At 71.3% G+C, this 22192-nt stretch carries 19 protein-coding genes and 1 pseudogene; 11 read left to right on the top strand and 9 right to left on the bottom strand.

Annotation, left to right across the window (positions count from 1 at the left end; all coding sequences use genetic code 11):
• The first annotated feature begins 72 nt into the window (after window positions 1-72).
• The 3 genes from EP757_RS28990 (at window position 73) to iolC (ending at window position 4703) form a co-directional block, all read left to right on the top strand.
• Window positions 73-2814, top strand: coding sequence for an AAA family ATPase (locus EP757_RS28990; RefSeq protein WP_127551319.1), 2742 nt, complete (start codon window positions 73-75; stop codon window positions 2812-2814).
• Window positions 2815-2920: 106 nt separating this feature from the next.
• Window positions 2921-3772, top strand: coding sequence for an oxidoreductase (locus EP757_RS28985; protein ID WP_197725403.1), 852 nt, complete (start codon window positions 2921-2923; stop codon window positions 3770-3772).
• On the top strand, window positions 3762-4703 hold the full coding sequence (gene iolC, locus EP757_RS28980) for a 5-dehydro-2-deoxygluconokinase (RefSeq protein ID WP_127551317.1): 942 nt from the start codon (window positions 3762-3764) through the stop codon (window positions 4701-4703). Before EP757_RS28985 ends, iolC begins: the two co-directional genes overlap by 11 nt.
• Here iolC and EP757_RS28975 read toward each other — a convergent pair.
• Window positions 4696-7383, bottom strand: coding sequence for a LuxR family transcriptional regulator (locus EP757_RS28975; protein WP_232050053.1), 2688 nt, complete (start codon window positions 7381-7383; stop codon window positions 4696-4698). The genes iolC and EP757_RS28975 overlap by 8 nt on opposite strands.
• A 217-nt stretch (window positions 7384-7600) precedes the next feature.
• Here EP757_RS28975 and EP757_RS28970 point away from each other — a divergent pair, with 217 nt between their 5' ends.
• The 3 genes from EP757_RS28970 to EP757_RS28960 are packed head-to-tail and all read left to right on the top strand — an operon-like array spanning window position 7601 to window position 9952.
• A complete protein-coding gene (locus tag EP757_RS28970; protein ID WP_160165910.1) occupies window positions 7601-8686 on the top strand; it encodes an FAD-dependent monooxygenase in 1086 nt (361 codons plus the stop codon).
• An 11-nt stretch (window positions 8687-8697) separates the two neighbouring features.
• On the top strand, window positions 8698-9249 hold the full coding sequence (locus tag EP757_RS28965) for a thymidine kinase (RefSeq protein ID WP_127551313.1): 552 nt from the start codon (window positions 8698-8700) through the stop codon (window positions 9247-9249).
• Between the two features lie 58 nt (window positions 9250-9307).
• On the top strand, window positions 9308-9952 hold the full coding sequence (locus EP757_RS28960) for a hypothetical protein (RefSeq protein ID WP_197725402.1): 645 nt from the start codon (window positions 9308-9310) through the stop codon (window positions 9950-9952).
• Here EP757_RS28960 and EP757_RS28955 read toward each other — a convergent pair.
• A complete protein-coding gene (locus EP757_RS28955; RefSeq protein WP_232050052.1) occupies window positions 9939-10628 on the bottom strand; it encodes an alpha/beta fold hydrolase in 690 nt (229 codons plus the stop codon). The two genes, EP757_RS28960 and EP757_RS28955, sit on opposite strands and share 14 nt — an antisense overlap.
• A 350-nt stretch (window positions 10629-10978) precedes the next feature.
• Window positions 10979-11635 carry a Bax inhibitor-1 family protein gene (locus tag EP757_RS28950; RefSeq protein ID WP_127551310.1) on the bottom strand — a complete coding sequence of 219 codons (657 nt, stop codon included), beginning with the start codon at window positions 11633-11635 and terminating at the stop codon, window positions 10979-10981.
• A 181-nt stretch (window positions 11636-11816) separates the two neighbouring features.
• Here EP757_RS28950 and EP757_RS28945 point away from each other — a divergent pair, with 181 nt between their 5' ends.
• Window positions 11817-12206 carry a hypothetical protein gene (locus EP757_RS28945; RefSeq protein ID WP_127551308.1) on the top strand — a complete coding sequence of 130 codons (390 nt, stop codon included), beginning with the start codon at window positions 11817-11819 and terminating at the stop codon, window positions 12204-12206.
• Here EP757_RS28945 and EP757_RS28940 read toward each other — a convergent pair.
• Together EP757_RS28940 and EP757_RS28935 are read right to left on the bottom strand one after the other, a co-directional pair.
• Window positions 12203-12841: a SnoaL-like polyketide cyclase gene (locus EP757_RS28940; RefSeq protein WP_127551306.1), complete on the bottom strand. Its 639-nt coding sequence runs from the start codon at window positions 12839-12841 to the stop codon at window positions 12203-12205. The genes EP757_RS28945 and EP757_RS28940 overlap by 4 nt on opposite strands.
• A gap of 177 nt (window positions 12842-13018) precedes the next feature.
• A complete protein-coding gene (locus EP757_RS28935) occupies window positions 13019-13456 on the bottom strand; it encodes a MarR family winged helix-turn-helix transcriptional regulator (RefSeq protein ID WP_127551304.1) in 438 nt (145 codons plus the stop codon).
• 28 nt (window positions 13457-13484) lie between these two features.
• On the opposite strand from EP757_RS28935, the gene EP757_RS28930 reads away from it, so the two are divergent.
• A complete protein-coding gene (locus tag EP757_RS28930) occupies window positions 13485-14744 on the top strand; it encodes an MFS transporter (protein ID WP_127551302.1) in 1260 nt (419 codons plus the stop codon).
• Here the strand turns inward: EP757_RS28930 and yidC are convergent.
• The 3 genes and pseudogenes from yidC to EP757_RS28915 all read right to left on the bottom strand — a co-directional run.
• Window positions 14719-15546 (bottom strand): annotated as a pseudogene (gene yidC / locus EP757_RS28925) (membrane protein insertase YidC); the annotation flags it as partial. The gene EP757_RS28930 and the pseudogene yidC sit on opposite strands and share 26 nt — an antisense overlap.
• 62 nt (window positions 15547-15608) lie before the next feature.
• Window positions 15609-17120 carry a glycosyltransferase family 2 protein gene (locus EP757_RS28920; RefSeq protein WP_127551299.1) on the bottom strand — a complete coding sequence of 504 codons (1512 nt, stop codon included), beginning with the start codon at window positions 17118-17120 and terminating at the stop codon, window positions 15609-15611.
• On the bottom strand, window positions 17117-17707 hold the full coding sequence (locus EP757_RS28915; RefSeq protein ID WP_127551297.1) for a hypothetical protein: 591 nt from the start codon (window positions 17705-17707) through the stop codon (window positions 17117-17119). The genes EP757_RS28920 and EP757_RS28915 overlap by 4 nt, the downstream gene beginning before the upstream one ends.
• Window positions 17708-17924: 217 nt before the next feature.
• On the opposite strand from EP757_RS28915, the gene EP757_RS28910 reads away from it, so the two are divergent.
• The 3 genes from EP757_RS28910 (at window position 17925) to EP757_RS28900 (ending at window position 20859) form a co-directional block, all read left to right on the top strand.
• Window positions 17925-18386 (top strand): MarR family winged helix-turn-helix transcriptional regulator, encoded by a 462-nt coding sequence (locus EP757_RS28910; RefSeq protein ID WP_127551295.1) that lies wholly within the window; start codon window positions 17925-17927, stop codon window positions 18384-18386.
• 32 nt (window positions 18387-18418) lie between these two features.
• The gene (locus tag EP757_RS28905) at window positions 18419-19993 is read left to right on the top strand and encodes an MDR family MFS transporter (protein WP_174262556.1); all 1575 of its coding nucleotides are present in this window, start codon (window positions 18419-18421) and stop codon (window positions 19991-19993) included.
• A gap of 125 nt (window positions 19994-20118) precedes the next feature.
• The gene (locus EP757_RS28900) at window positions 20119-20859 is read left to right on the top strand and encodes a transcriptional regulator (protein ID WP_160165909.1); all 741 of its coding nucleotides are present in this window, start codon (window positions 20119-20121) and stop codon (window positions 20857-20859) included.
• 74 nt (window positions 20860-20933) lie between these two features.
• Here the strand turns inward: EP757_RS28900 and EP757_RS28895 are convergent, their stop codons facing one another.
• On the bottom strand, window positions 20934-22172 hold the full coding sequence (locus EP757_RS28895) for an NAD(P)/FAD-dependent oxidoreductase (protein WP_232050051.1): 1239 nt from the start codon (window positions 22170-22172) through the stop codon (window positions 20934-20936).
• Window positions 22173-22192: the final 20 nt, after the last annotated feature.

The raw sequence follows: 22192 nt of genomic DNA, 5'->3' as shown, positions 1-22192 counted from the left end.
ACGCGGAGCCCGGCCGTTCAATCCGGCCGCCGTGACGTCCTCCATTGCCGGGCGGGACACGACTCCCCCACCATGTTCCGGTTCGAGACCGGACAGGGGAGGAGATACGTGTTACGAGGCCGCGACCACGAGAGGGCAGTCATCACCGGGCTGCTCGACGCCGCCCGGGTCGGCCACAGCGGTGCCCTGGTGCTGCTCGGCGAGGCGGGAATGGGCAAGACCTCGCTGCTGGACCTGGCCGTCACGCCGGCGACCGGCCTGCACGTGGCCCGGGTCGCCGGCGTGGAGGCCGAACGGGAGCTGCCGTTCGCCGCGCTGCACCAGCTCTGCGGCCCGCTGCTGGGTCACCTGGCCCGGCTGCCGGAACCGCAGCGGGACGCTCTGCGCACCACGTTCGGCATGCGGTCGGATCCCGCGCCGGAACCGTTCCTGGTCGGCCTCGCGGTCCTGACCCTGCTCGCCGAGGCCGCCGCCGAACGACCGCTGATCTGCGTGATCGACGACGCCCAGTGGCTGGACCACGCCTCGGCGCGCACCCTGGCGTTCGTGGCGCGGCGACTGGGCGCCGAGTCGGTCGTGATGCTCTTCGCGGCGCGGCGGCCGGCCGACAGGGCGGACGACGGTGTCCTGGCGGGACTTCCCGAGCTGCATCTGAGCGGCCTCGCCGACGCGGACGCCCGGGCGCTGCTCGACGCCGTGGTCCGCTGGCCGCTCGACGCCGACGTCCGGGAAGCGGTCCTCGCCGAAGCCCGCGGCAACCCCCTCGCCCTGCGCGAACTGCCGCACGACCGTTCCCCGGTGAAGCTGGCCGGCGGGTTCGGGCTGCCGCACGGCCGGATCGAGGAGAGCTACCTGCGCCGCATCGACGGCCTGCCCGCCGACGCCCGGCTGCTGCTCCTGCTCGCCGCCGCCGACCCGGTCGGCGACCCCGGTCTGCTGCGCCGGGCCGCGGCGCTGCTCGGCGTCGGCGCCGAGGCCGGCGATCCGTTGCACGCGGAGGGCCTGGTCCGGATCGGGGCCCGCGTGGTGTTCCGGCACTCCCTGGTCCGCTCGGCCGTCTACGGCGCCGCGTCCACCGCGGACCGCCGCCGCGTCCATCAGGCGCTCGCCGAGGCCACCTCCCCCGCGGCCGACCCGGACCGGCGGGCCTGGCACCGGGCGCACGGCACCGCCGGCACGGACGAGCAGGTCGCGCAGGAGCTGGAGGCGTCGGCGGGCCGCGCGCAGGCGCGAGGTGGTCTCGCTGCCGCAGCCGCCTTCCTGGTACGCGCGGCCGAACTGACCGCCGACCCGACCCGCCGGGCGGACCGCGAGCTGGCAGCGGCGCGGGCGACGTACCGGGCCGGCTCCCCGGACGCCGCCGCCGCGCTGCTGGCCGGCGCCGAGGCGATCGACCCGGGCCCGCTGCGCGGCGCGTGGATCAGCCTGCTCCGCGCCGAGATGGCCTTCACGTCGGCGGCCGCGCCCGCGATGCTCCTGGAAGCGGCCCGCCGCCTGGAGACCATCGACGTGACCCAGGCCCGCCGCGCCTACCTGGAGGCCTTCGCCGCTGCCGTCTTCATGGGCCGGTTCGCCGGCACGACCGGTCTGTCCGAAGTGGCCGCCGCGGCCCGCACCGCGCCGCCGTCACCTGCCCCGACCCCGGCTGACCTGCTGCTCGACGCCCTGGCCGTGCTCTACACCGAAGGCTTCGCGGCCGGCACCGCCCCGGTCCGGCAGGCACTGGCCGAGCTGCGCCGCCACCCCGCGGACCAGGAGACGGTCCACTTCTTCTACGTCGTCGCGCACGCCGCGCACACCGTCTGGGACGACGACGCCTGGCAGGAGCTCACCTCACGTCACCTGCGGGCGGCCCGCACGACCGGCGCCCTCTCCGGGATCACGTTCATCCTCTACCAGCGGCTCGCGCTGCATCTGCACCAGGGCGAGATCCGCCAGGCGGCCGCGCTGGTCGACGAGGTGGACGCGGTCGGGGCGGCGCTCGGTGACCCGCAGCCGGCGATCGCCGCGCTCGCGGTGGCGGCCTGGCGCGGCGACGAGTCCGAGGTGAACCGGCTGCTGCCGGCCGTCACCGGCACGCTCACGTCGCTGTCGCAGGGCGCGGTGCTCACGGCCATGCACCTGTTCGTGGCGGTGCTGGCGAACGGGTCCGGCCGCTACGCACAGGGCCGGGCCGCGGCAGAGCTCGCCACGGCCTACCCGAAGGAGATGGGTTTCGCCAACTGGGCCCTGGTGGAACTGGTCGAGGCGGCCGCGCGCTGCGGTGACCGGGACGCGGCCGAGCAGGCCCTGGAGAGGCTGACCGGCCGGACCCGGGCGAGCGCCAGCGACTGGGGGCTCGGCGTCCAGGCCCGGTCGCGCGCGCTGGTGACCGAGGGCACCGAGGCCGAGGACCTGCACCGCGAGGCGATCGAGCGCCTGGCGAGGTCCGGTGCCGCCTTCGATCTGGCAAGAGCCCATTTGCTGTACGGCGAATGGCTACGGCGCTCCGGCCGTACCTCCGAAGCCCGGACCGCCCTCCGCCGCGCGCATGACATGTTCGTCTCCTCCGGCGCGGAGGCGTTCGCCGAACGCGCCGGCCGGGAGCTCGCCGCGACCGGAGCGCCCGCCGGTGCCCGGGTCGCCGCCGCGCCCACCGAGCTGACCGCCCAGGAACGGCAGATCGCCCGGCGGGCCCGCGACGGCCAGTCGAACGCGGAGATCGGCGCCGAGCTGTTCCTCAGCGGACGCACCGTCGAGTGGCACCTGCGCAAGGTCTTCACGAAGCTCGGCATCAGCAACCGCCGTGAACTGCGCACCGCCCTGACCAGCTGATTCACGCCCCAGGGCCGGGACCAGTGGCCGACCCTGGGGCCACACCGGGCGCGTGCCGGAGAAGCTCATCCCCTCGGGACCAGAGCGGACCCGTCAGGGAGGAATCATGAAAGTCTGGCTCATCACCGGAGCGTCACGAGGGCTCGGCCGGGCCATCGCCGAGGCCGCCGCGCGGTCCGGCGACCGGGTCATGGCCACAGCGCGCCGGCCCGAGCAGCTCAACGACCTGGTCGCGGCCTACCCGGGGCAGGTCGAGTCGGTCGCGCTCGACGTGACCAACCCGGCGGCGGCCGGGCGGGCGGTCCGCGCGGCGGTGGAGGCGTTCGGGCGGCTCGACGTCGTGGTGAACAACGCCGGATACGCGAACAGCGCCCCGATCGAGGAGACCACCGACTTCCGCGAGCAGATCGAGGCGAACCTGTTCGGCGTCATCAACGTGACCAAGGCGGCGCTGCCGGTGCTGCGCGACCAGCGGTCCGGCGTGTTCGTGCAGATCTCGTCGATCGGCGGGCGGGTCGGCGGCACTCCCGGCATGGGCGCCTACCAGACCGCGAAGTTCGCCGTCGAGGGCTTCTCCGAGGTGCTGGCGAGCGAGGTGGCGCCGCTCGGCATCAAGGTGATCATCGTGGAGCCGGGTGGGTTCCGCACCGACTGGCAGGGTTCGTCGATGGTCCGGCAGCCGGTCGGCCCGGACTACGAGGCGACCGTCGGGCGCATCCACGAGTTCCGCGACCGGACCGACGGCACCCAGCCCGGCGACCCGGCCCGGGCCGGCGACGCCATCGTGCGGGTGGTGGCCGCCGACGACCCGCCGCGCCGCCTGCCGCTCGGATCCGACGCCCTGACCACGGCGATCGCGGCCGGCGAGGCCCGCAACGCCGAGGCAGCACAGTGGGCGGACCTCTCGCGCTCGACCGATTTCCCGTCGGTCCGTGCTTCCATGGGGGATGGCAGCTGACGAGGTACTGACGATCGGGCGCATCGGCGTCGACCTCTATCCGGAACAGGTGGGAGTCCCGCTCCGCGAGGTCCGTACGTTCGCCAGGTTCCTGGGTGGCAGCCCCGCCAACGTCGCGGTGGCTGCCGCCCGGTACGGCCGCCGCAGCGCGATCATCACCCGTACCGGGAAGGATCCGTTCGGTGATTTCCTGCATGACGCGCTGCGGGGCTTCGGCGTCTCGGACCGGTTCGTCACCGCGGTCGCCGCCCTGCCCACCCCGATCACGTTCTGCGAGATCTTCCCACCGGACGACTTCCCGCTGCTGTTCTACCGCTACCCCAAGGCCCCCGACCTGGAAATCGGCTCCGGGGAACTGGACCTGGCGGCGATCCGCGCGGCCGGCGTCTTCTGGATGACCGGCACCGGCCTGTCCCAGGAACCGTCCCGCACCGCCACCCTGCATGCCCTCCAGGCCCGCGCCAAGGCGGGCATGACCGTTTTCGATCTCGACTACCGCCCGATGTTCTGGCCGTCCCGGGCCGAGGCGCACCGGCAGTACGCCCGCGCGCTGCCGCACGCCACGATCGCCGTGGGAAACCTCGACGAGTGCGAGACCGCGACCGGAACCCGGGATCCCGCCGAGGCGATCGCCGCCTTGCACGCCGCCGGCGTCGACCTGGCAGTGGTCAAGCAGGGTCCCGACGGCGTCGCCGCCTCCCGCCGCTCCACGAACGAGTCCGTCCGGGTCCTGCCCGTGCCGGTCACCGTCCTGAACGGGCTCGGCGCCGGCGACGCGTTCGGCGGGGCGCTCTGCCACGGCCTGCTCTCCGGCTGGGATCTGGAGACGATCATGCGGTTCGCCAACGTTGCCGGCGCGCTCGTCGCGTCCCGCCTCTCCTGCGCCGACGCGATGCCCACCGAGGACGAGGTCCGCGCCCTGCTCACATGACGGTCAGCGCCGTTGCCAGCTGGCGCCGGGAGGCGATGCCGAGTTTGTGGAAGACCTTCCGCAGGTGCCATTCGACCGTACGGCGGCTCAGGAACATCGACGCCCCGATCTCGGCGTTCGTCCGCCCGGCCACGGCGAGCGTGGCGATCTGCGTCTCCTGCGAGGTGAGCCGCTCCCACTCCCCCACCTGCCGCCGGCGGATCGTCTCGCCGGTGGCCAGCAACTCCCGCACGGCCCGCACCGCCAGTTCCGCCGCGCCCATCTCCTCGAACGCCTCCTTCGCGGCCCGCAGCTCCACCCGTGCGGCACCGCGCCGCCCGCCGCGCCGGAGCCACTCCCCGTAGAGCAGCCGTGCCCGCGCGTGCTGCACCGGGAGCCGGGTGCGCCCGTAGTGCTCGACCCCTTCCCGGAAGCGCTCCTCCGCCTCGGCGCCTGCACTGGTCAGAGCGTCGGCCACCGCCTGAGCCCCGCGCGCCCACGGCGTCCCGGCAGCCTCGGTCAACGCGGCGAGCCGGTCCCGTGCCTCCCGAGCGGCCCGCTGGTCACCGGCGCGAGCACTGCTCTCCACCAGCTCTCCAAGATCCGAGCCGTCGCGCCCATGCCCCTTCAGCTCTCCAAGATCCCAGCCGCCGCGCCCATCCCCCTTCACCGGCTCTCCAAGATCCCAGCCGCCGCGCCCATCCCCCTTCACCAGCTCTCCAAGATCCCAGCCAGCGCGGGCGAGCGGCGTCGGGCCGGTTCTCCGACGCAGGGCCGCGGCCCGTTCGGTTGCATCGTTCGCTTCGGCGATCCGGCCCGCGGCGGTGAGCGCCTCGGCGCGATGGGTGAGCGCGCGGGCCATCAGGTGCGGCGCCCCGAGCCGGCGGGCCCGCTGGACAGCGCGATCAGTCAGCGCGAACCAGGCTTCGTCGTCCCACAGCGCCACCGCCACGGACGCGGCGATCTCCAGCAGTTCCAGGTCGTCGTCCGCGGTCATGGCCTGGAGCGCGGCGCGGAGCACCGGAACGCTCGGCGCGTACCCGTCGAGAACCCCGGTGACCAGGCCGGTAAGGAACAGGCCGCCCGCCTCGGTACCGCCCGGCAGCGACCGCGCCACCTCGGCGCACCGGCGGAGAAGCCCGTGATCGGTGCCGCGCAGCGCCGCTCCGAAGGCTGTCACGCATGTCGCCCGGGCTGCCACCGGATCCAGCTCCACCAGGGATCGCGCCGACCGCAGAAGGGCCTCGGGGTCGAGCGGCGACGTCATCAGGGCACGCAGTCGGCCCGCCTCGGCGCGCCGGCGCGGATCGAGCGGTCCCAGACCGGCGGCGGCGAGCAGATCCGGCACCACCGAGGTCTTCCCCGCCGCCAGCCAGGCCGAGGCCGCGGCGAGCGCACGCCCGGCGCGTACGGCCGGGTCCGCGGTCAGTTCCGCCGCTCGCTCCACGAACGCGGCCGCCGCCGCGAGCCCGCCCCGGGCGCCGGCCTGGTCGGCGGCCGAGGCGAGGGCCGAAGCCGCGTCCTCATCGGTACCCGCTGCCGCATGTCCCCGATGCCAAGCCCGCCGATCGGCGTCCTCCGACACGGCGGCCAGGGCGGCATGCACGGCTCGTGCCTCTCGCGCCGCCGCACACCGCCAGGCGGCCACCCGCCCGGCCGGATCGTGGAACACCACCCTGCCCGCGATCACCGGCTCGATCAGGTCGTCGGCTTCGGCAGGGGTGGCCGCCGTGAGGTCGATGCCGAGTTCGTGGAGCGCCCGCAGCAGGACTGCCGGGTCGGCGGTGGGTTCCAGGGCGGCGGCGAGAAGGAGCGTCCGGGTGGCCGGCGGCAGGGCGGCCATGCGGGTCCGGAGGCCCGCTTCGCGGCGGCTCTCCGGGATCGTGGAGTGCCGGGTGCCGAACCCGAACGCCAGCTCGGCCGCCGGAACGCCGGTCGCGGACGTCAGCAGGGCCCGGGGGTTTCCGCGGGCTTCGGCGACGAGCCGGTCACGGACGGAGGAGGCGGCGGGGCCGGGTACGGCGACGTCGAGGAGTTCACGGGCGTCGCGGGCGGAGAGCGGCGACAGCCACAGCGACGGCAGACCCGGCAGCACGGCGGCGTCATCGGCAGCTCCACCAGCGGTTTCACGGACGGCTCCATCGGCGGCTGCAGCGGCGGTTTCAGCGGCGGTTTCAGCGGCGGTTTCAGCTGCGGCTGAACCGGCGGCTGAACCGGCGGCTTCATGGGCGGCGAAGACGAGGCCAACGGGCACGTTGCCGAGGCGGCGGGCGGCGAAGGACAGGATCGTGGCGGAGGACCCGTCCAGCCGGTGGGCGTCGTCGATCACGCAGATCAGCGGGCCGGCCGCCTCGAACAAGGCGAGGGTGGCCAGACCCAGGACCAGCGCCGGAGGGACCGGGCCGGCGGTCAGGCCCAGCGCCGCGTCGAGGGCGGACCGGTGGACCGGGGACAGCGCGCCGAGATGCCCGAGCAGCGGCGCGCACACGCGGTGCAGGCCCGACCAGGGGATCCCTGACTCAGCGGGGACGCCGGTGGCGCGCACCACCCGCGCTGCCGAGGTCTCCACCGATGCCAGCAGGGCGGACTTGCCGCTCCCTGCCTCCCCGCGCAGGACCACCGCCTGACCGCGGCCCTCCCGGATCCGGGCCGTCATGCCGGCCAGGAACTCCTGCTCGCGCCGCCGTCCGATGATCTTCACTGGCCCTCCCGGGTTCACCCCGCACCCTGTGACCACGGTCGCGTCGCTACGGGAGCGACACCGGTGGGAGGCGGCGGTAGATTTCGTCGCGCCGTGGATAACCGGAGCAGGCCTGGGTCAACCCGTGCTCGTCCTCACTGGACGGCCGGTGAACCGTGAGGCGGTGGCTGCGTCGTACTCAGGGCAGCCGGAACCCTCTCGCCTGGGAGAAATGCCCGTGAACCCCCGCATCCTGATCGTCGGCGCCGGTATCGCCGGCCTCGCGCTCAAGCACAACCTCTCCCGCAACGGCGTGGACGCGGACATCGTCGAGCGCTCGGCGGCGCCGCGGACCAGCGGTACCGGCCTCTACCTGCCCGGCAACGCCGTCCGCGCGCTGCACGACCTGGGCCTCGGCACCGAACTGGAGAAGGAGGCCGCGCCGGTCCTGCGGCAGGAGATCCGGGACTCCGACGGCACGATCCTGACCGCTTTCGAACTGAGCGACCTCTGGGGTGCGGTCGGTGACTGCCGTGCCATCCGCCGCAACGCCCTGCACGAGATCCTGCTCACGGCGGTGGGCCGGTCCCGGGTCCGATTCGGGACGGGCCTTGATGCGGTACGCGAGGACGGCACCGCGATCTTCTCCGACGGCGACAGCGGCCGGTACGACCTGATCGTCGGCGCGGACGGCATCGATTCCGCGGTCCGGCCGTCGTCGATCACTCCGCGATTCCTCGGTCAGGTGTCCTGGCGGTTCGTGGTCCGGTCGGAGGCCGTCGCGCCGGGCACGTGGACCGCACGGCTCGGCAGCCGTGGCCGCACCTTCCTCACGCTGCCGCTCGGCGACGGCGAGGTGTACTGCTTCGCCGCCATCGACAGCCGGGTCCCGGAAGGGCCGGCCGGTGACTGGCGGTTCCTGTTCGGCGGTTTCGGCGAGGTGGCCGGCGAGCTGCTGGACGCGGCCGACGATTCGTACTTCTCGCCGCTCTACGAGATCCCCGGCGACGACTGGATCGCGCCCGGCCGGGTGCTGATCGGCGACGCCGCGCACGCCTGCTCGCCGAGCATGGCCCAGGGTGGCGCGATGGCCCTGGAGGACGCGCTGGTCCTCGGCTCGCTGCTGGCCCGGGACGGCGACGTGCCGGCGGTGCTGGAGGCGTACCGAGAGCGCCGCTCCGCCCGGATCCGTTTCGTCCTGGAACAGAACCACCGCCGGGACCGTGCCCGGAATCTGCCCGCTCCGGTGCGGGCGACCGTCTTCCGCCGGTTCGGCCTGCGCATCATCCGAGCCAACCACGCCGCCCTGATGGACCGGCCGTAGTCTTCTTCGCCATGGACCTCACCGTGATCGTCGGCCCGATGAAGGGCGGCAAGTCGCTGGAGATGATCAGCCTGCTGTCCCCGCTGCAGCACGCCGGCATTCCGCACCGCATCTACCAGTCGGCACGGCACGGACGGGACACCGCTGTCACCTCGCGTTCGGGAGGCAGCCTGCAGACGGTCAAGGTGCACTCGCTGGCGGGCGCCGCGGACGGCGACGTCGAGGTGATCGGCGTCGACGAGATCCACATGTTCACCGCAGACGACATCGCGGTGCTCGGCGTCGCGGTCCGCTCCGGGATCAAGGTCGTGGTGGCCGGCATCGACCTGGACCACCGGGGCCAGCTGTTCGCGCCGGTCCGGGCGCTGTTCGAGCTCGCCCCGGAGAAGGTGATCTACCGCCGGGCGGTGTGCGACGTGTGCCGTTCCCTCGACGCCACCCACACGCAGGTGCTGGAGCACGGCAAACCGTTCATCCGCGAGCTCGCCCCGTCGACGGCTCTTCCGGACGACGGGACCTATTCGTACGAGGCCCGCTGCCGCCGCTGCGTCGTCCTGCCATGAGGAGGCCGCCCCGGCGAAGCGGCCTCGGGTCGTCGGCTCGGCGTGCGATGCTCAGCGCGTGCGCACCTGGCTGACTCGGGCCGCCCTGATCGCTGCGGGCTGCGGAGTCATGGCGGCCTGCGGAGTCATGGCGGCCTGCGGGTCCGATCCTGCGCCCGACAAAAACGATGTTTCGGTTTCGTCGGGCGACTGGGAGATCACCGTCTACTACACGGCGGTCGAGCGGTTCCACGACGGCGATCCCACCCCGGTCACCGGCTGCCCGGTCCTCGACTGCTCGCAGGGCGACGACGACCTGGGAACCTACCCGGCCGGATTCGTGCAGGCGGTGCAGGACGAGGGCACCGGCCTGACCGCCGACGGCCGGTACCTCAACTGGTCGTACGACACCGGCTACTGGCTCGACACCGCAGCGCGGGCCAGCGACGGCAGCGCGCTGACCCCGTTCGTCTCGGCGGCGGCCGACCCGGGCGTGCTGAAGCAGGGCACCGCGTTCACGATCACCGGCTGCGGGACCGGCGATCCCGACGAGGTGGTCTGCGAGCGGCTGCGGCAGGCGTCCTGGCGGATCGCCGACGAGTTCACCCCCGGGCTGGGCGGGCCGAAGCACATCGACGCCTACATCGGGCCGGAGACCGGGGCCGGGTTCACCGAGTCGGCGTGGTACGTCACGCTGACCGGCGCGGCGATCACAACAGGCTAGCGATGTCCGCGGGGTGGGCGAGGTGCGGGAAGTGGCCGCCCTCCAGCACCGTGATCTCCAGGTCGGGGAGGGCGCCGCGGAGCCATCCCTCGTACGACGAAGAAGGGCGCGAGGAACTCACCCAGCGATAGCCGGTCTGGTTGTCCGCGAGGACCGTCAGGTCCTTGCGGCGCTGCTCCTCGATCTCGGCGTCGGTGCAGCGCAGGATCTCCTCCCAGTAGCCGAGGAGCAGGTCGGCGCGCGGCCGGGAGGTCCGCTCGACCAGCGACCAGGCTGCGGTCGGCAGGGCGTCGACACCCATGCCGGCGACCAGTCCGTCCCAGACCGTGCGCCACGCCGGACCGCGCAGGGTCTCCTCGGCGTTCCGGATGAGGGCGCCGAACGGGCCCGGCAGCAGCGGCTGATCGAGGTTGACGACCGCGTGCGCCGGGAAGCGGGAGGCATAGGTCGTAGCGACGATCGCCCCGATCGAGTGACCGACGATGATCGGTCTGTCGATTCCGGCGGCGACGACCGCGCGGTTCACCAGATCGGCGACGCCCGGCATCCGGTACGACTTCTGGCTGGGCGACTGCCCGTGGCCGGGCAGGTCGAGCGCGAGCACCCGGCGTCCGGGCAGGTAGGTCAGCAGCGGCGCCCACTGCCGGCGGTCGAAGGTGAGGCCGTGCAACAGCACCAGAGGATGTTGTTCACTGCCCGACCCACCCGAACCACCTGAACCACTGAGGGTGCCCGCTAGTTCATCGAAAATCGCCATTTATCTACTCCTGGCGCCCGGGAACGTCTGCTGTCGAAGACGACGCCGCCCCGAGCGGAAAGTTCGCTGTGACTGCCGACACCGAGGTGGCACCGGACATTGCCCACCCGCGCCCGACCCTGGCGCGACCACCCTAAACCCTCGCGATCGTCGATGACAGCCCAACGATCGGAGGACGAGAACCGGCGGAATCCGGATTCGCCCGTCGCACCCGAAACTACTCGACATCGTCTCCCCGCACGATCAAACGGTCATCGAACGGGTCGCCCTCAGCGCTCGTCGCGGCCGCCGCCCGAGAAGATCTGCAGGAAGAAGAGGAACACGTTCAGGATGTCCAGGAAGATCGACGCGGCGAGCAGGGGCGCCGACGCGACGTCCGAGGACCGCCGCAGGCGCTGGAAGTCGATCACGATGAGGCCCGCGAAGATCGCCAGCCCGAGGACCGAGTAGATCAGCGCCCCGCCCGGGATGGTCACGAAGATCAGCACGATGCTGAAGACGATCAGTCCGACGAGCGCCCAGAACAGCACCCGGGCCAGCGCCGAGAGGTCGCGCCGGGTGGCGTATCCGACCGCGCCGAACCCGGCCACGAACAGCGCTGTCGCCCCGCCCGCCTGCCAGAGGGCCCGCGGGTCGGCGTCGGCGTAGTAGGCGAGGGTCGGCGCGGTGGCGACCCCGATGAACAGCCCGAAGACGGCGAGCAGCACGGTGGTCAGCTGCGCCGAGCGGCGGGCCGCGAACTGCATGCCGATGAGAGCCCCGAACGCGACGGCGAACGCCAGCAGCCCGGCGCCGCCGGAGAGGTCGCGCCCCAGGTAGGCGCCGAGGGCGAACAGCCCGGTGGTCGCGGCGACGTACCCCATCGTCTGCGAGAAGAGCGTGCGGGCGACGCCGGCCGCCGGCCGGTAGCCGAGTGCGTAGTCCATGGGAGGTTCCCCCGTCAGGAGAGGTGGTCAGGTCCTGTCCCGACCTTCGCCGTCCTGCTGCCCTGCCCGCGCCCGTGCCAGTCACTGGTGTAATCCCGGCCTCGGTGACGCGGGACACCGGGGCCACGGAACCAGCCCGGCGACGAGGTCGCGCCGGGGAACCGGGTGACACGATGAGCGCGTGAACCCGCCCGATCTGACACTCGTGACCGGACTCGAACGATTCCCCGACGCCCCGGAGGGCGTCGTCTGCTGGTCGGGCCGGGTGAGCGGGACTTCACCCGTACCGGTGCATCTGATCTTGCAGGATCAGCCGGTGGCGAGCCTCGACGCCGGATTCATCGACGCCGTCTGCGCGGACGCCGGGAGATGGCTGCGGGTCGCGGCGGACGCGGCAGGCCTGGAGGGTGACCCGGCGAGCTGGGATCCGGAGATCAACTTCCGGGCCGGGCGCGAGTGGGCGGTGCGGTTCACCGAGGCGCCCGGCCGGAGCGAGCTGGGAATCATGGTCGTCTTCACGGGCGAGTGCGTGACCGCGATCGACGACCTGGAGGAGTGGGAGGACGCCTAGGAGTGCGCGACCGGGCAGCCACCGGTCAGTGTGCTGAGGAACTGGTTCGGGTCGTAGTAGTGCTCGACCTGCAGCAGCTTCAGATCGTCGTCGACCTTCGCGACGCTGAGCCCGAACATCTCGATCGTCTTCCCGTTCGGCTCGTGGCCGTGGTAGGAACCGTCGAACGCGCCCCAGTGCCGCCACTTGAACGTGACGACCGGCGGCGGGCTGAGGACTTCGAGGACCTCCCAGTAGAACCCGTTCGGGAACGCGCCGTGGAAGACGTCGTGCTGGCCGTCGAACGACTCGGGCTTGTAGAACGGCGAGTCACCGACCAGCACGTTGTAGGAGCCCTGGTCGGCGATGTCCTGCGCGGACGCCCACGGGCCGCCGTTGATGTTGGTGCGGAAGTGCGAGGTCACCATCGACACCCAGGTGGCCGGGTCCTTCTTGTGCGAGACCTCCATCTCGAAGACCTGCACGATCGACTCGACGATCGCCTCGAGCGAGCCGGGCGCGTGGTCGGTGGTCCGCTGGCCGGGCATCACGATGTGCGAGAGGTGGTAGTCGGGGATCCCGTGCCGGAACTCGGACGGGTCGGCGGCCTCCACCACAGCGGAACGGCCCTGCAACCACAGCGGCGTTTCAGACAAGGATGTGTCCTTCCATCGGAGGGCAGGGGGTTCCGAGGCGTCGCAGACTGATCACCCCCCGTGACTCAGGCGGGATCACTGTATCCACAGAGGACGCTCCCTGTAAGGCCGCAAATTCAAGGACTATCGCCTGGTACGCCGGGCAGCCGCCAGCCGAAACATCGCCGCAACATGGCGTTAAAAGGAAGCGGCGGCAGCCAGCCGCTCCAGCGCCGGCAACGCTCCGACGATCGCGTCCCGATCCGCCGGGTCCAGGGTCTCGAAGAGCTCGTCGAGCGTCGCCACGTACCGCGCGTGCGTCCGCGCGATCACGTCCCGCCCCTCCTGCGTGATCTCGACGAGGACGCCCCGCCCGTCGGCCGGGTCGGGGGCGCGGCGGACCAGGCCGGCCTTCTCCATCCGGCCGACCAGCTGGGTCATGCCCGGCTGCGAGGCCCGTTCCAGGCGCGCGAGATCGGTGACCCGCCCCGGGCCGTCGCCGTCGAGGCGGCGCAGCACGGCGAGGGAGACCGGACTGGGGTTGTCCGGGCTCTCGATCTGCCGCAGGAACCGGACCAGCTGACCGAGGACCGGCAGCAACTGTGACCCACGACTCGCACCGCCGGTGTTTTCCATAACGTCATTATGCATCTAGCGTTTCCTCATGCTCTTCAAACAACCACGCGCCGTGTACGCGGTCGCGTTCGCCTGCGTAGTCAGCTTCATGGGCATCGGCCTCGTCGACCCGATCCTCCCGGCCCTCTCCGCGAAACTGGACGCCACGCCCAGCCAGGTCAGTCTGCTGTTCACCAGCTACCTGCTCGTCACCGCGGTGGCGATGCTCTTCACCGGCTGGGTCGCCAGCCGGATCGGCGCCAAGGCCACCCTGATCACCGGCCTGGCGCTGATCGTCGTGTTCGCCGCGCTCGCCGGCCTGTCCGGCTCGATCAACGGGATCGTCGGGTTCCGGGCCGGCTGGGGACTCGGCAACGCCCTGTTCATCGCGACCTCCCTGGCCGTCATCGTGGCATCGGCGACCGGTGGGTTCGCCGGAGCCATCGTGCTCTACGAGGCCGCCCTCGGTCTCGGCATCGCCGCCGGACCCCTGATCGGCGGCCTGCTCGGCGACGTCAGCTGGCGCGGCCCGTTCTTCGGCGTCTCGGTGCTGATGGCGATCGCGCTGCTCGCCACGATCGTGTTCGTCGAGCCGGTGCCGAAGCCGGAACGGCCCACCCCGCTGCTCGCCCCGATCAAGGCGCTGCGCCACCGGAGCCTGTTCACGATGGGCATCACGGCGCTGCTCTACAACTGGGGGTTCTTCACCATGCTGGGCTACGCGCCGTACCCGATGGAATTGAACGAGATCCAGCTCGGGTTCGTCTTCTTCGCGTGGGGCCTGCTGCTCGCCTTCTTCTCGATCACCGGAGCGCCGTGGCTGCAGCGCCGGTTCGGCACCGCCCCCTCGCTGTACGGCGCCCTCTCCGCCTTCGCCGTCCTGCTCCTGCTGATCGGCCTCTTCACCGACGTCCGCTGGGTGGTCATCGCCTGCGTGATCTCGTCCGGGATCGTGGCCGGCATCAACAACACGCTCACCACCCAGGCCGTCATGCTGGTCTCGCCGGTGGAGCGGCCGGTCGCCTCGGCCGCCTACGGATTCGTCCGGTTCATCGGCGGAGGGCTGGCGCCGTACGCGGCCGGCAAGATGGTCGAGCACTGGACCATGCACGTCCCGTTCGTGGTCGGCGCGGCCGTGGTCCTCGCCGGAGTCGCGGTCCTCACCACCGGCCACCGCGCGCTCGCGACGGCCGACGCGCAACTGACGGGCGGCGGGCACGGCCGGCCGGACGACGTGGCCGGCGAGATGGCCGACGAGTTCGGCGGCGCTCCGGACGCTATCGACTTTCAGAAGGAGACGGCACGCTGACGGCGGCCATCGGCGCGGGCGGGAACCTCCGCAGCACCCACTGCTGCTGAGCCAGGGTGACCAGGTTGTTCGTGACCCAGTAGATGACCACGCCGATCGGGAACAACGCGCCCGAGACGAGCAGCGAGAACGGGATGCCGTAGAGCATCAGCCGCTGGATCATCTTCTGCTGCGGGTCCTCGGCCCACCCGGTCTTGAGGATCATCTGCCGGCTGGTGAGGTACGTCGTCAGCATCATGACCAGGACCAGCACACCGGCGACCACCTTGACGGTCCCGCTGCTCGCGCCGAACGCGGCCAGCTCGGAGACCGGCGAGCCGAACTTCGCCGCGATCGGGGCGTCGAACAGCGACGCGTGCGTGGCCTCGGTGAACTGCGCGCTCGTCCACCCGTACAACGTGGTGTTCTGATTGTCCGGACTGAGCCGGTTGAGCACGTGGAAGAGCCCGAGGAAGACCGGGATCTGCACGAACATCGGCAGGCAGCCCATCAGCGGGTTGGCCTTCTCGGTGCGGTAGAGCTCCATCATCTCGGCCTGGAGCTTCTGCGGCTCGGCCTTGTGCTTCTCCTGCAGCTCCCGCATCTTCGGCGCGAGCGCCTGCATGGCCCGCTGCGACTTGATCTGCTTGACGAAGACCGGGAAGAGGATCGCCCGCAGCGTCACCACCAGGAAGACGATCGAGAGCACCCACGTCCAGTTGGTGCCGAGGACGAGTCCGCCGGAGACGCCGGCGGCCTCCCACAGCTCGTGCCAGCGCAGCAGGATCCACGAGATCGCGGAGTACATCCAGTCGAGGCTCACGGCGGCGATCATAACGACGCTGGGCCTAGCCGATCGGCTAGGCCCAGCTCCATAGATCAAGGTCAGACGGTGAAGCCGCGGTGCCGGCGGAACAGCTTGCGGAGCATGAAGACCGTCTGGGCGATCGTCGCGATGTACAGGATCGGCCAGCCCAGCGACAGGATCGCCGACTGGATCTGCACGCTCTGCTGCGTCCAGGCGTAGATCGCCCCGCCCATCACCGCGAGCAGGACCACCGCCGGCATGATGTACGCCGAGCCCTTGCCCTTCTCCGCGTTCGCCTGCGCGGCCCAGTTGTCGTTCTCGGTCTGGGCGAAGAACTGCGCCCAGGCGGAGAGGAAGTGGCCCATCCGGATCCACATGTAGAGCTCGGCCGGGAAGGCCAGGAACGCGTAGAGGATGTCGGACGCGCTCTTGTCCTTCATCGCCAGCGCGAGCCGCAGGTTCAGCAGCATCGCGATGGCCGGCGGGATGAGCCAGATCGGGTTGAAGACGAACGCGTCGATCGAGAGCGCCGCCACGAGCAGCAGCAGGAAGCCGAGCCGGCTCGCCAGGTTGAAGATCATGGCGATGTTCTCGTACCAGCGCAGCCGCAGGTTCGGGTGCAGCGGCTGGCCCTTGTTGTCGCCCCGCTGACCGGGCCAGAACAGGTCGATGGCGCCGAAGTTCCACTTCACCTGCTGGCCGTGCAGAGCGCGCAGGTTCGTCATCGGGCCGACGTACGCCCGGGCGGTTGAACTGATCTTGGTGCTGTAGCCCGCGTCCTTGATCTGGAGCGACAGCTTGCTGTCCTCCACCTCGCTGTCACGGACCCACGGCGCCTGCTGGTGGTGACGGACCATCACCTGTTCCAGCGCGCGCATCCGGAAGAGGCTGCACTGGCCGCCGAGCACCGCCATGTTGCGGCCGCGGAGCAGGTTGTCCATGTTGAACGCGGCGAACTGCGCCCGCTGCCCGGCGATCAGGAACCGCGCCATCAGGCCCTTGTAGCGGTTCTTGTCGATGCTGTAGATCGCGCTGAGCCCGCCGATGCGCGGGTCGTCGGTCATCTCCAGCTCGAGGCGCTCGACGACGTCGCGTTCCAGGGTGGTGTCGCCGTCGACGCCGAGGATGAAGTCGTAGCCCCGGGACAGGAAGTAGCCGTAGTTGAGCGCGCCCACCTTCTTGTCCGGGTTCACGCCCATGTCATGGACGTAGACCGTGGTCTCGAACTCCTCACCCTTGACGCTACGGGTGTGCTGGCCCTCGAACCGGCGGGCGATCTCCGGGGTGTCGTCGTCGGTGTTGTTGATGATGACGTGGATGACATCCGGCAGACGGGTCTGCGCCAGGATGCTGTTCAGCACGTCGGCGATGGTCTCCTGCTCGTTGTAGCAGGGGATGATGCAGGCGATCGTGGCGTTGCGGGCGCTGGCGGCCGCGCTGCGGATCTCCCCGGACAGCGTCTCCACGCTCTCCAGCGCATTGAGCTGCGGTAACGCCGGCGGCAACGCCAGCGGACCGGCCTTCGAGCTGCGCGGAGTCAGGATCTGACGATCGGTGGCCCTCCGCAGGCCGAAATTGGTCTCGGTCATCCGGTGGCACCATCCTTGAGCAGCGGCAGAGTCAGGGTGTCGAGCGCGGTCGAGCGGTAATAGGCGCCCGACTTCGGCGCGGTCTCCACCAGCAGATCCATCTGGATCGTCAGGGTCAGCGCGGTGGCGCCCTCGGTGGCGGCCGGCACCGTCAGCACCGTGTTGTAGGGGTAGGGCGGGGTGACGTCGAAGTCACCGCTGTCCTTCGTGACCACGGCACGGTTCGTCCCGTCGTCCTGGGTGACCTGGAACGTGCTGACCTTCATCCGGTGCTTGCTGTCGGCGTCCTCGATGTGCGCGGCCACGTTGATCGTCTTGACCGAGTCCGCGGTGTAGAGCTTCGCGTTGTCCGAGGTCCAGTACGTCAGCTGCACCGTGAAGTCACCCTGCTTCAGCTTGTGCGTCACCGTGCCGGTGTCGAGCGGTCCGCTGGCCCGCTTCTCCGTCTTCTTCGTGGCGACGGCGGCCACGGTCGCGGCCGGTGACGGGCTCGCCTTGGTGTCACCCAGCAACGGCTTACTACTACTGGTGATCTCTTGGAGGGTGCCGCAGCCGCTCAGGCCGGCTACGAGCATCGCGGCGGTCATGCCCACGGCCATTCTTCGGTGGACGTGCACGGGAGTTCCTTCACGGGGATCCGAGGGGGTTGTCGTGATCAGAGTCGGTCCCCGCGTCAGCCACTTGAGGATTCAGCGGCGGGCCTTCGCGTCACGTTTCCATTGCGCTGTGTGCAAAGTTGCTCTGTGGGCAAGTTTCGCGGATACTTGTCTGCGGCAACCAACCAGTGCTTCAGGAGGCCCCGCCATGGACGGCGCCGTGCCCGAGATCGGCACCCGTCTGCACGATCTGCTCAAGGTGACCCGGCTGCTCAAACAGCACCGGTCGGCCGAGCGCACCGCGATCCCGGCCGGGCTGTTCGTCCTGCTCGCCGAGATCTCCCGGCTGCCGGACGGCGGCCACGCCCGCGAGCTGGCGATCCAGACCGGGCTCGACCCGTCCACGGTGAGCCGGGCCGTCGCCTCGCTCGTCGCGCACGGACTCGTGGCCCGCGAGCCCGATCCGCACGACGGCCGCGCCACGGTCCTGGTCGTCACGGCTGCCGGCCGGAACGCGCTGGCCGAGACCGTCACCTGGTACGAGCGGGTCCTCGACCGGGCGCTCGCCGACTGGAGTCCGGCCGAGGTCGCCGCGTTCAACATCAGCCTCGGCCGATTCGCCCAGGCCATCGACACCGTACTCAATGAAAAGACGGAGGCGGCGCTGTGAGCGCAACCCCAACCTCGACGGCCCCCGGGCCGATGACCCATCGGCAGACCCTGGAGGCGCTCAGCGGTCTGCTGCTGGTCCTCTTCGTCGCCATGCTCAGCAGCACGGTCGTCTCCACGGCCCTGCCGAAGATCATCGGTTCGCTGAACGGCTCGCAGACCCAGTACACCTGGGTGGTCACCGCCACCCTGCTCACGGCGACCGCGACCACCCCGATCTGGGGCAAGCTCGCCGACCTGTTCAACAAGAAGCTGCTGATCCAGATCTCGATCGTCGTGTTCATCGCCGGTTCCGTGGTGGCCGGCATGGCGCAGAACGCCGGCGAGCTGATCGCGGCCCGCGCCTTCCAGGGCATCGGGGTCGGCGGCCTCCAGGCGCTCGTCCAGGTGGCGATCGCCGCGATGATCCCGCCCCGCGAGCGCGGCCGGTACAACGGCTACCTCGGCGGCGTGATGGCCCTCGCCACGGTCGGCGGACCGCTGCTCGGCGGCCTGATCGTGGACACCTCGTGGCTGGGCTGGCGCTGGTGCTTCTTCGTCGGCGTCCCGGTCGCGATCATCGCCCTGGTCCTGCTGCAGATGACCCTGCGCCTGCCCACCGTCCGCCGCGACAACGTGAAGATCGACTACCTGGGCGCGACCCTGATCGCCGCCGGCGTGAGCCTGCTCCTCATCTGGATCTCGTTCGTCGACGACACGTTCGCCTGGTTGTCCTGGCAGACCTTCGCCATGGTCGGCGGCACCCTGGTCCTGCTCGGCCTCGCCGTATGGGTCGAGTCCCGTGCCCCCGAGCCGATCGTCCCGCTGCCGATCGTCCGGGAGCGCAACACCGCCCTCGCGATCGTCGCCAGCCTCGCGGTCGGCATGGCGATGTTCGGCGGCGCCGTCTTCCTCGGCCAGTACTTCCAGATCGGCCGCGGCTACAGCCCGACCGAAGCCGGTCTGCTCACCATCCCGATGATGGCCGGCGTCCTGCTCTCCTCGATCGTCAGCGGCCGCATGATCACCAAGTCCGGCAGGATCAAGCCGTACATCGTGACCGGCGCGATCCTGCTGGTCATCGGCTTCGGCGTGCTCAGCACGATCGACCACGAGACCGCCCTGTGGTTCGTCGGCGTGGGCATGTTCCTGGTCGGCGCCGGCGTCGGCTCGTCGATGCAGAACCTGGTCCTCGCCGTCCAGAACAGCGTCGCTCTCAAGGACATCGGCTCGGCCAGCGCCACCGTCGCGTTCTTCCGGTCCCTCGGCGGCACCATCGGCGTCTCGGTCCTGGGCGCCGTCCTGGCCCGCCGGGTCACCGACCAGATCACCCACGACCTGGCGGCGGCCGGCGTCCCGGCGGGTTCGTCGGGCGGTTCCAGCAGCCTGAACCTGGCGGCCCTCCCGGAGGCGATCCAGCACATCGTGCGGGCCGCGTACGGCGACGCGACCGGCCACATCTTCCTGCTCTCGGCGATCATCGGCGTGGTCGGCATCGTGGCCGCGCTCGCCATGAAGCAGGTCACCCTCCGGGACAGCCTCGACCTGCCCGCCGAACTCAAGGCCGCGGCCGTGGCCGCCGACGCCGCCGACGGCGCCCCGCCGGTCGACCCCGCCCCCGCCCGCTGATCCGGGCGTCCGAGCCGTGGGCACCCGAGCCGTGGGCGGCCGTGCCCACGGCTCGGGATCGATCTTTTGAGACGGCCGGACTGGCGGCTTCTGTTCTCGGTGGATCAAGGTCGACAATGTGTGCCATGACTGACGATGTACGCGATCGGATCCTGGGGCTGCTGCACACCGGACCCGCCACGGTGGCCGCCCTGTCCGCGCGGCTCGGGTTGCCCGGCGGCGTCGTCAACTACCACCTGAAGATGCTCGAACAGTCCGGTCTCGTCCGCGTCGGCGCCTCCCGCCGGGAACGCGGCGTGACCGTACCCCGCTACGTCAGCACCGCGGCCGCCGCCCAGCCGCCGCTGCGCGTCCCGGCCCCCATCCCCGGCCTCACCTGGACCGGAACCGGCCGCTTCCCGATTCCGCTGTGGACGGTCGCGGCGGCGCACACCACCCCCGACGGCGCTCCGGAGACGGCCGCTCTTCCCGTCGCCGCCTACCCGGCCGCCGCGGTGGGCGCTTCGGGATCCCGCGACACCTCCGGATCACCGGAGCCTCTCGAGCCGCCGAGTCCTCACTCCTCGCCGGCCCAGAACCCATCGCAGCTCGCGCCATCGCAGCTCGCGCCTTCGCCTCGCGCGCCGATGGAAGCCGGGGATGCTCAGCTCGCGGCGGCCCAGGCGGAACGGTCCCCCGCCGGGCCACGTCTCGTCGACGTGCGGCGGATTCCGCTCGATGACGCGACGTTCTACGAGTTCGCGAGCCGCCTGGACGCGCTGACCCGGGAGTTCGCCGCCCGCGCCACCGCGGACGCGCCGGCCGCCGAACTGGCGATCGCCCTCTACCGCCCGCCCAGCGAAGCCGCCACCGGCAACGGCTCCTGACCACACCGCCGGGCTCGACCTGAGCGACCCACCCGTTCTCCGCTTCCGACCAGGCGCGAACGAGCGGCCGGGTCTCAGTCCCCGGGGAGCAGGTCGGGCAGCGGCACCGCGGGATCGGCGAGGCGTGCCACATCGACGCGGTGGCCGGTGAAGCCCGCGGTGATCAGCGCCTGGATCTGGTCGGTGACGTCCCAGACGTTGATGTTCATGCCGGCGGTGACGCGGCCGTCGAGCACCCAGAACACGATGCACTCGCGCTTCGCCAGGTCACCGCGGACGATCAGTTCGGCGCCCGGTTCGAGGGTTCCGGCGTACTCCATGCCGAGGTCGTACTGGTCGGTGAAGAAGTACGGGATCCTGGTCCACGGCGTCCCCCGGCCGAGCATCGACCGGGCCGCCGCCGGTCCGGAGTCGAGGGCGTTGGCCCAGTGCTCGACGCGGATCCGGGTGCCGTAGAGCGGATGGTCCACGCTCGCGATGTCCCCGGCCGCGAAGACGGATGGATCGCTGGTCCGGTGGTGGGCGTCGACCAGCACGCCGGCGTCGGCAGCGAGGCCGGCCCGCGCGGCGAGCTCGATATCGGGCGCGGCGCCGATCGCGACGAGCACATGGTCACCGTCCACCGTGGAGCCACCGGTGAGCCGGACGGCGGTTCCGGTGATCGCCTCGACGCCGCTGCCGAACCGGAAGTCGACGCCGTGCGCCCGGTGCAGGTCGGCGAAGACCGCGCCGACCTTGGTGCCGAGCACGTTCTGCAGCGGAACCGTCTCCGGCGTGATCACGGTGACGGCCACGTCCCGCTGCCGGGCCGCCGCGGCGACCTCCAGGCCGATCCACCCCGACCCGATGATCGTCAGCCGGCCGCCGCCGCTCACGATCTCCTTGAGCCGCAGCGCGTCGTCGTAGTTCCGCAGGGAGAGCGCGTCCCCCGGCAGCCGGCGCGGCCGTGAACCGGTGGCGAGCAGCAGTTTGTCGTACGCGACGCCGTGCACCCGCTTCGCCGCCAGGTCGAGCTCCTCGACCCGCTCGCCGAGCCGCAGCTCGATGCGCTGATCGGCGTACCAGCTCTCCGGGTGCAGGAAGGGATCGGCGTCGCCGAGGAGGAGGCCCTTGGAGAGCGGCGGTCGCTCGTACGGAAGCCGCTCCTCCTCACCGATGAGAAGGACCCGGCCCTCGAAGCCCTCCGCCCGCAGGGTCTCGGCCGCGGTGGTCCCGGCGAGGCTGGCGCCCACGATGACGAACGTCTCCGGCATGGCTTCCAGCTTGCCCCTCCGGGCCCGGGTGGGGAAGGGAGGCGACTCGATCCAGAGCACTCTTGATCTTGTGCACGACG

The organism is Actinoplanes sp. OR16 (assembly GCF_004001265.1).
Lineage (GTDB): Bacteria > Actinomycetota > Actinomycetes > Mycobacteriales > Micromonosporaceae > Actinoplanes.
This window is presented reverse-complemented; position numbering and strand designations above follow the sequence as displayed.

Bases quoted from the DNA above. Each gene is read 5' to 3' on its own strand.
- EP757_RS28990 (WP_127551319.1), top strand. From the start codon at position 73: ATGTTCCGGTTCGAGACCGGACAGGGGAGGAGATACGTGTTACGAGGC.
- EP757_RS28950 (WP_127551310.1), bottom strand. From the start codon at position 11,635: ATGGACTACGCACTCGGCTACCGGCCGGCGGCCGGCGTCGCCCGCACG.
- EP757_RS28900 (WP_160165909.1), top strand. From the start codon at position 20,119: ATGACTGACGATGTACGCGATCGGATCCTGGGGCTGCTGCACACCGGA.
- iolC (WP_127551317.1), top strand. From the start codon at position 3,762: ATGGCAGCTGACGAGGTACTGACGATCGGGCGCATCGGCGTCGACCTC.
- EP757_RS28985 (WP_197725403.1), top strand. From the start codon at position 2,921: ATGAAAGTCTGGCTCATCACCGGAGCGTCACGAGGGCTCGGCCGGGCC.
- EP757_RS28930 (WP_127551302.1), top strand. From the start codon at position 13,485: ATGCTCTTCAAACAACCACGCGCCGTGTACGCGGTCGCGTTCGCCTGC.
- EP757_RS28935 (WP_127551304.1), bottom strand. From the start codon at position 13,456: ATGGAAAACACCGGCGGTGCGAGTCGTGGGTCACAGTTGCTGCCGGTC.
- EP757_RS28910 (WP_127551295.1), top strand. From the start codon at position 17,925: ATGGACGGCGCCGTGCCCGAGATCGGCACCCGTCTGCACGATCTGCTC.
- EP757_RS28905 (WP_174262556.1), top strand. From the start codon at position 18,419: ATGACCCATCGGCAGACCCTGGAGGCGCTCAGCGGTCTGCTGCTGGTC.
- EP757_RS28965 (WP_127551313.1), top strand. From the start codon at position 8,698: ATGGACCTCACCGTGATCGTCGGCCCGATGAAGGGCGGCAAGTCGCTG.
- EP757_RS28915 (WP_127551297.1), bottom strand. From the start codon at position 17,707: ATGACCGCCGCGATGCTCGTAGCCGGCCTGAGCGGCTGCGGCACCCTC.
- EP757_RS28920 (WP_127551299.1), bottom strand. From the start codon at position 17,120: ATGACCGAGACCAATTTCGGCCTGCGGAGGGCCACCGATCGTCAGATC.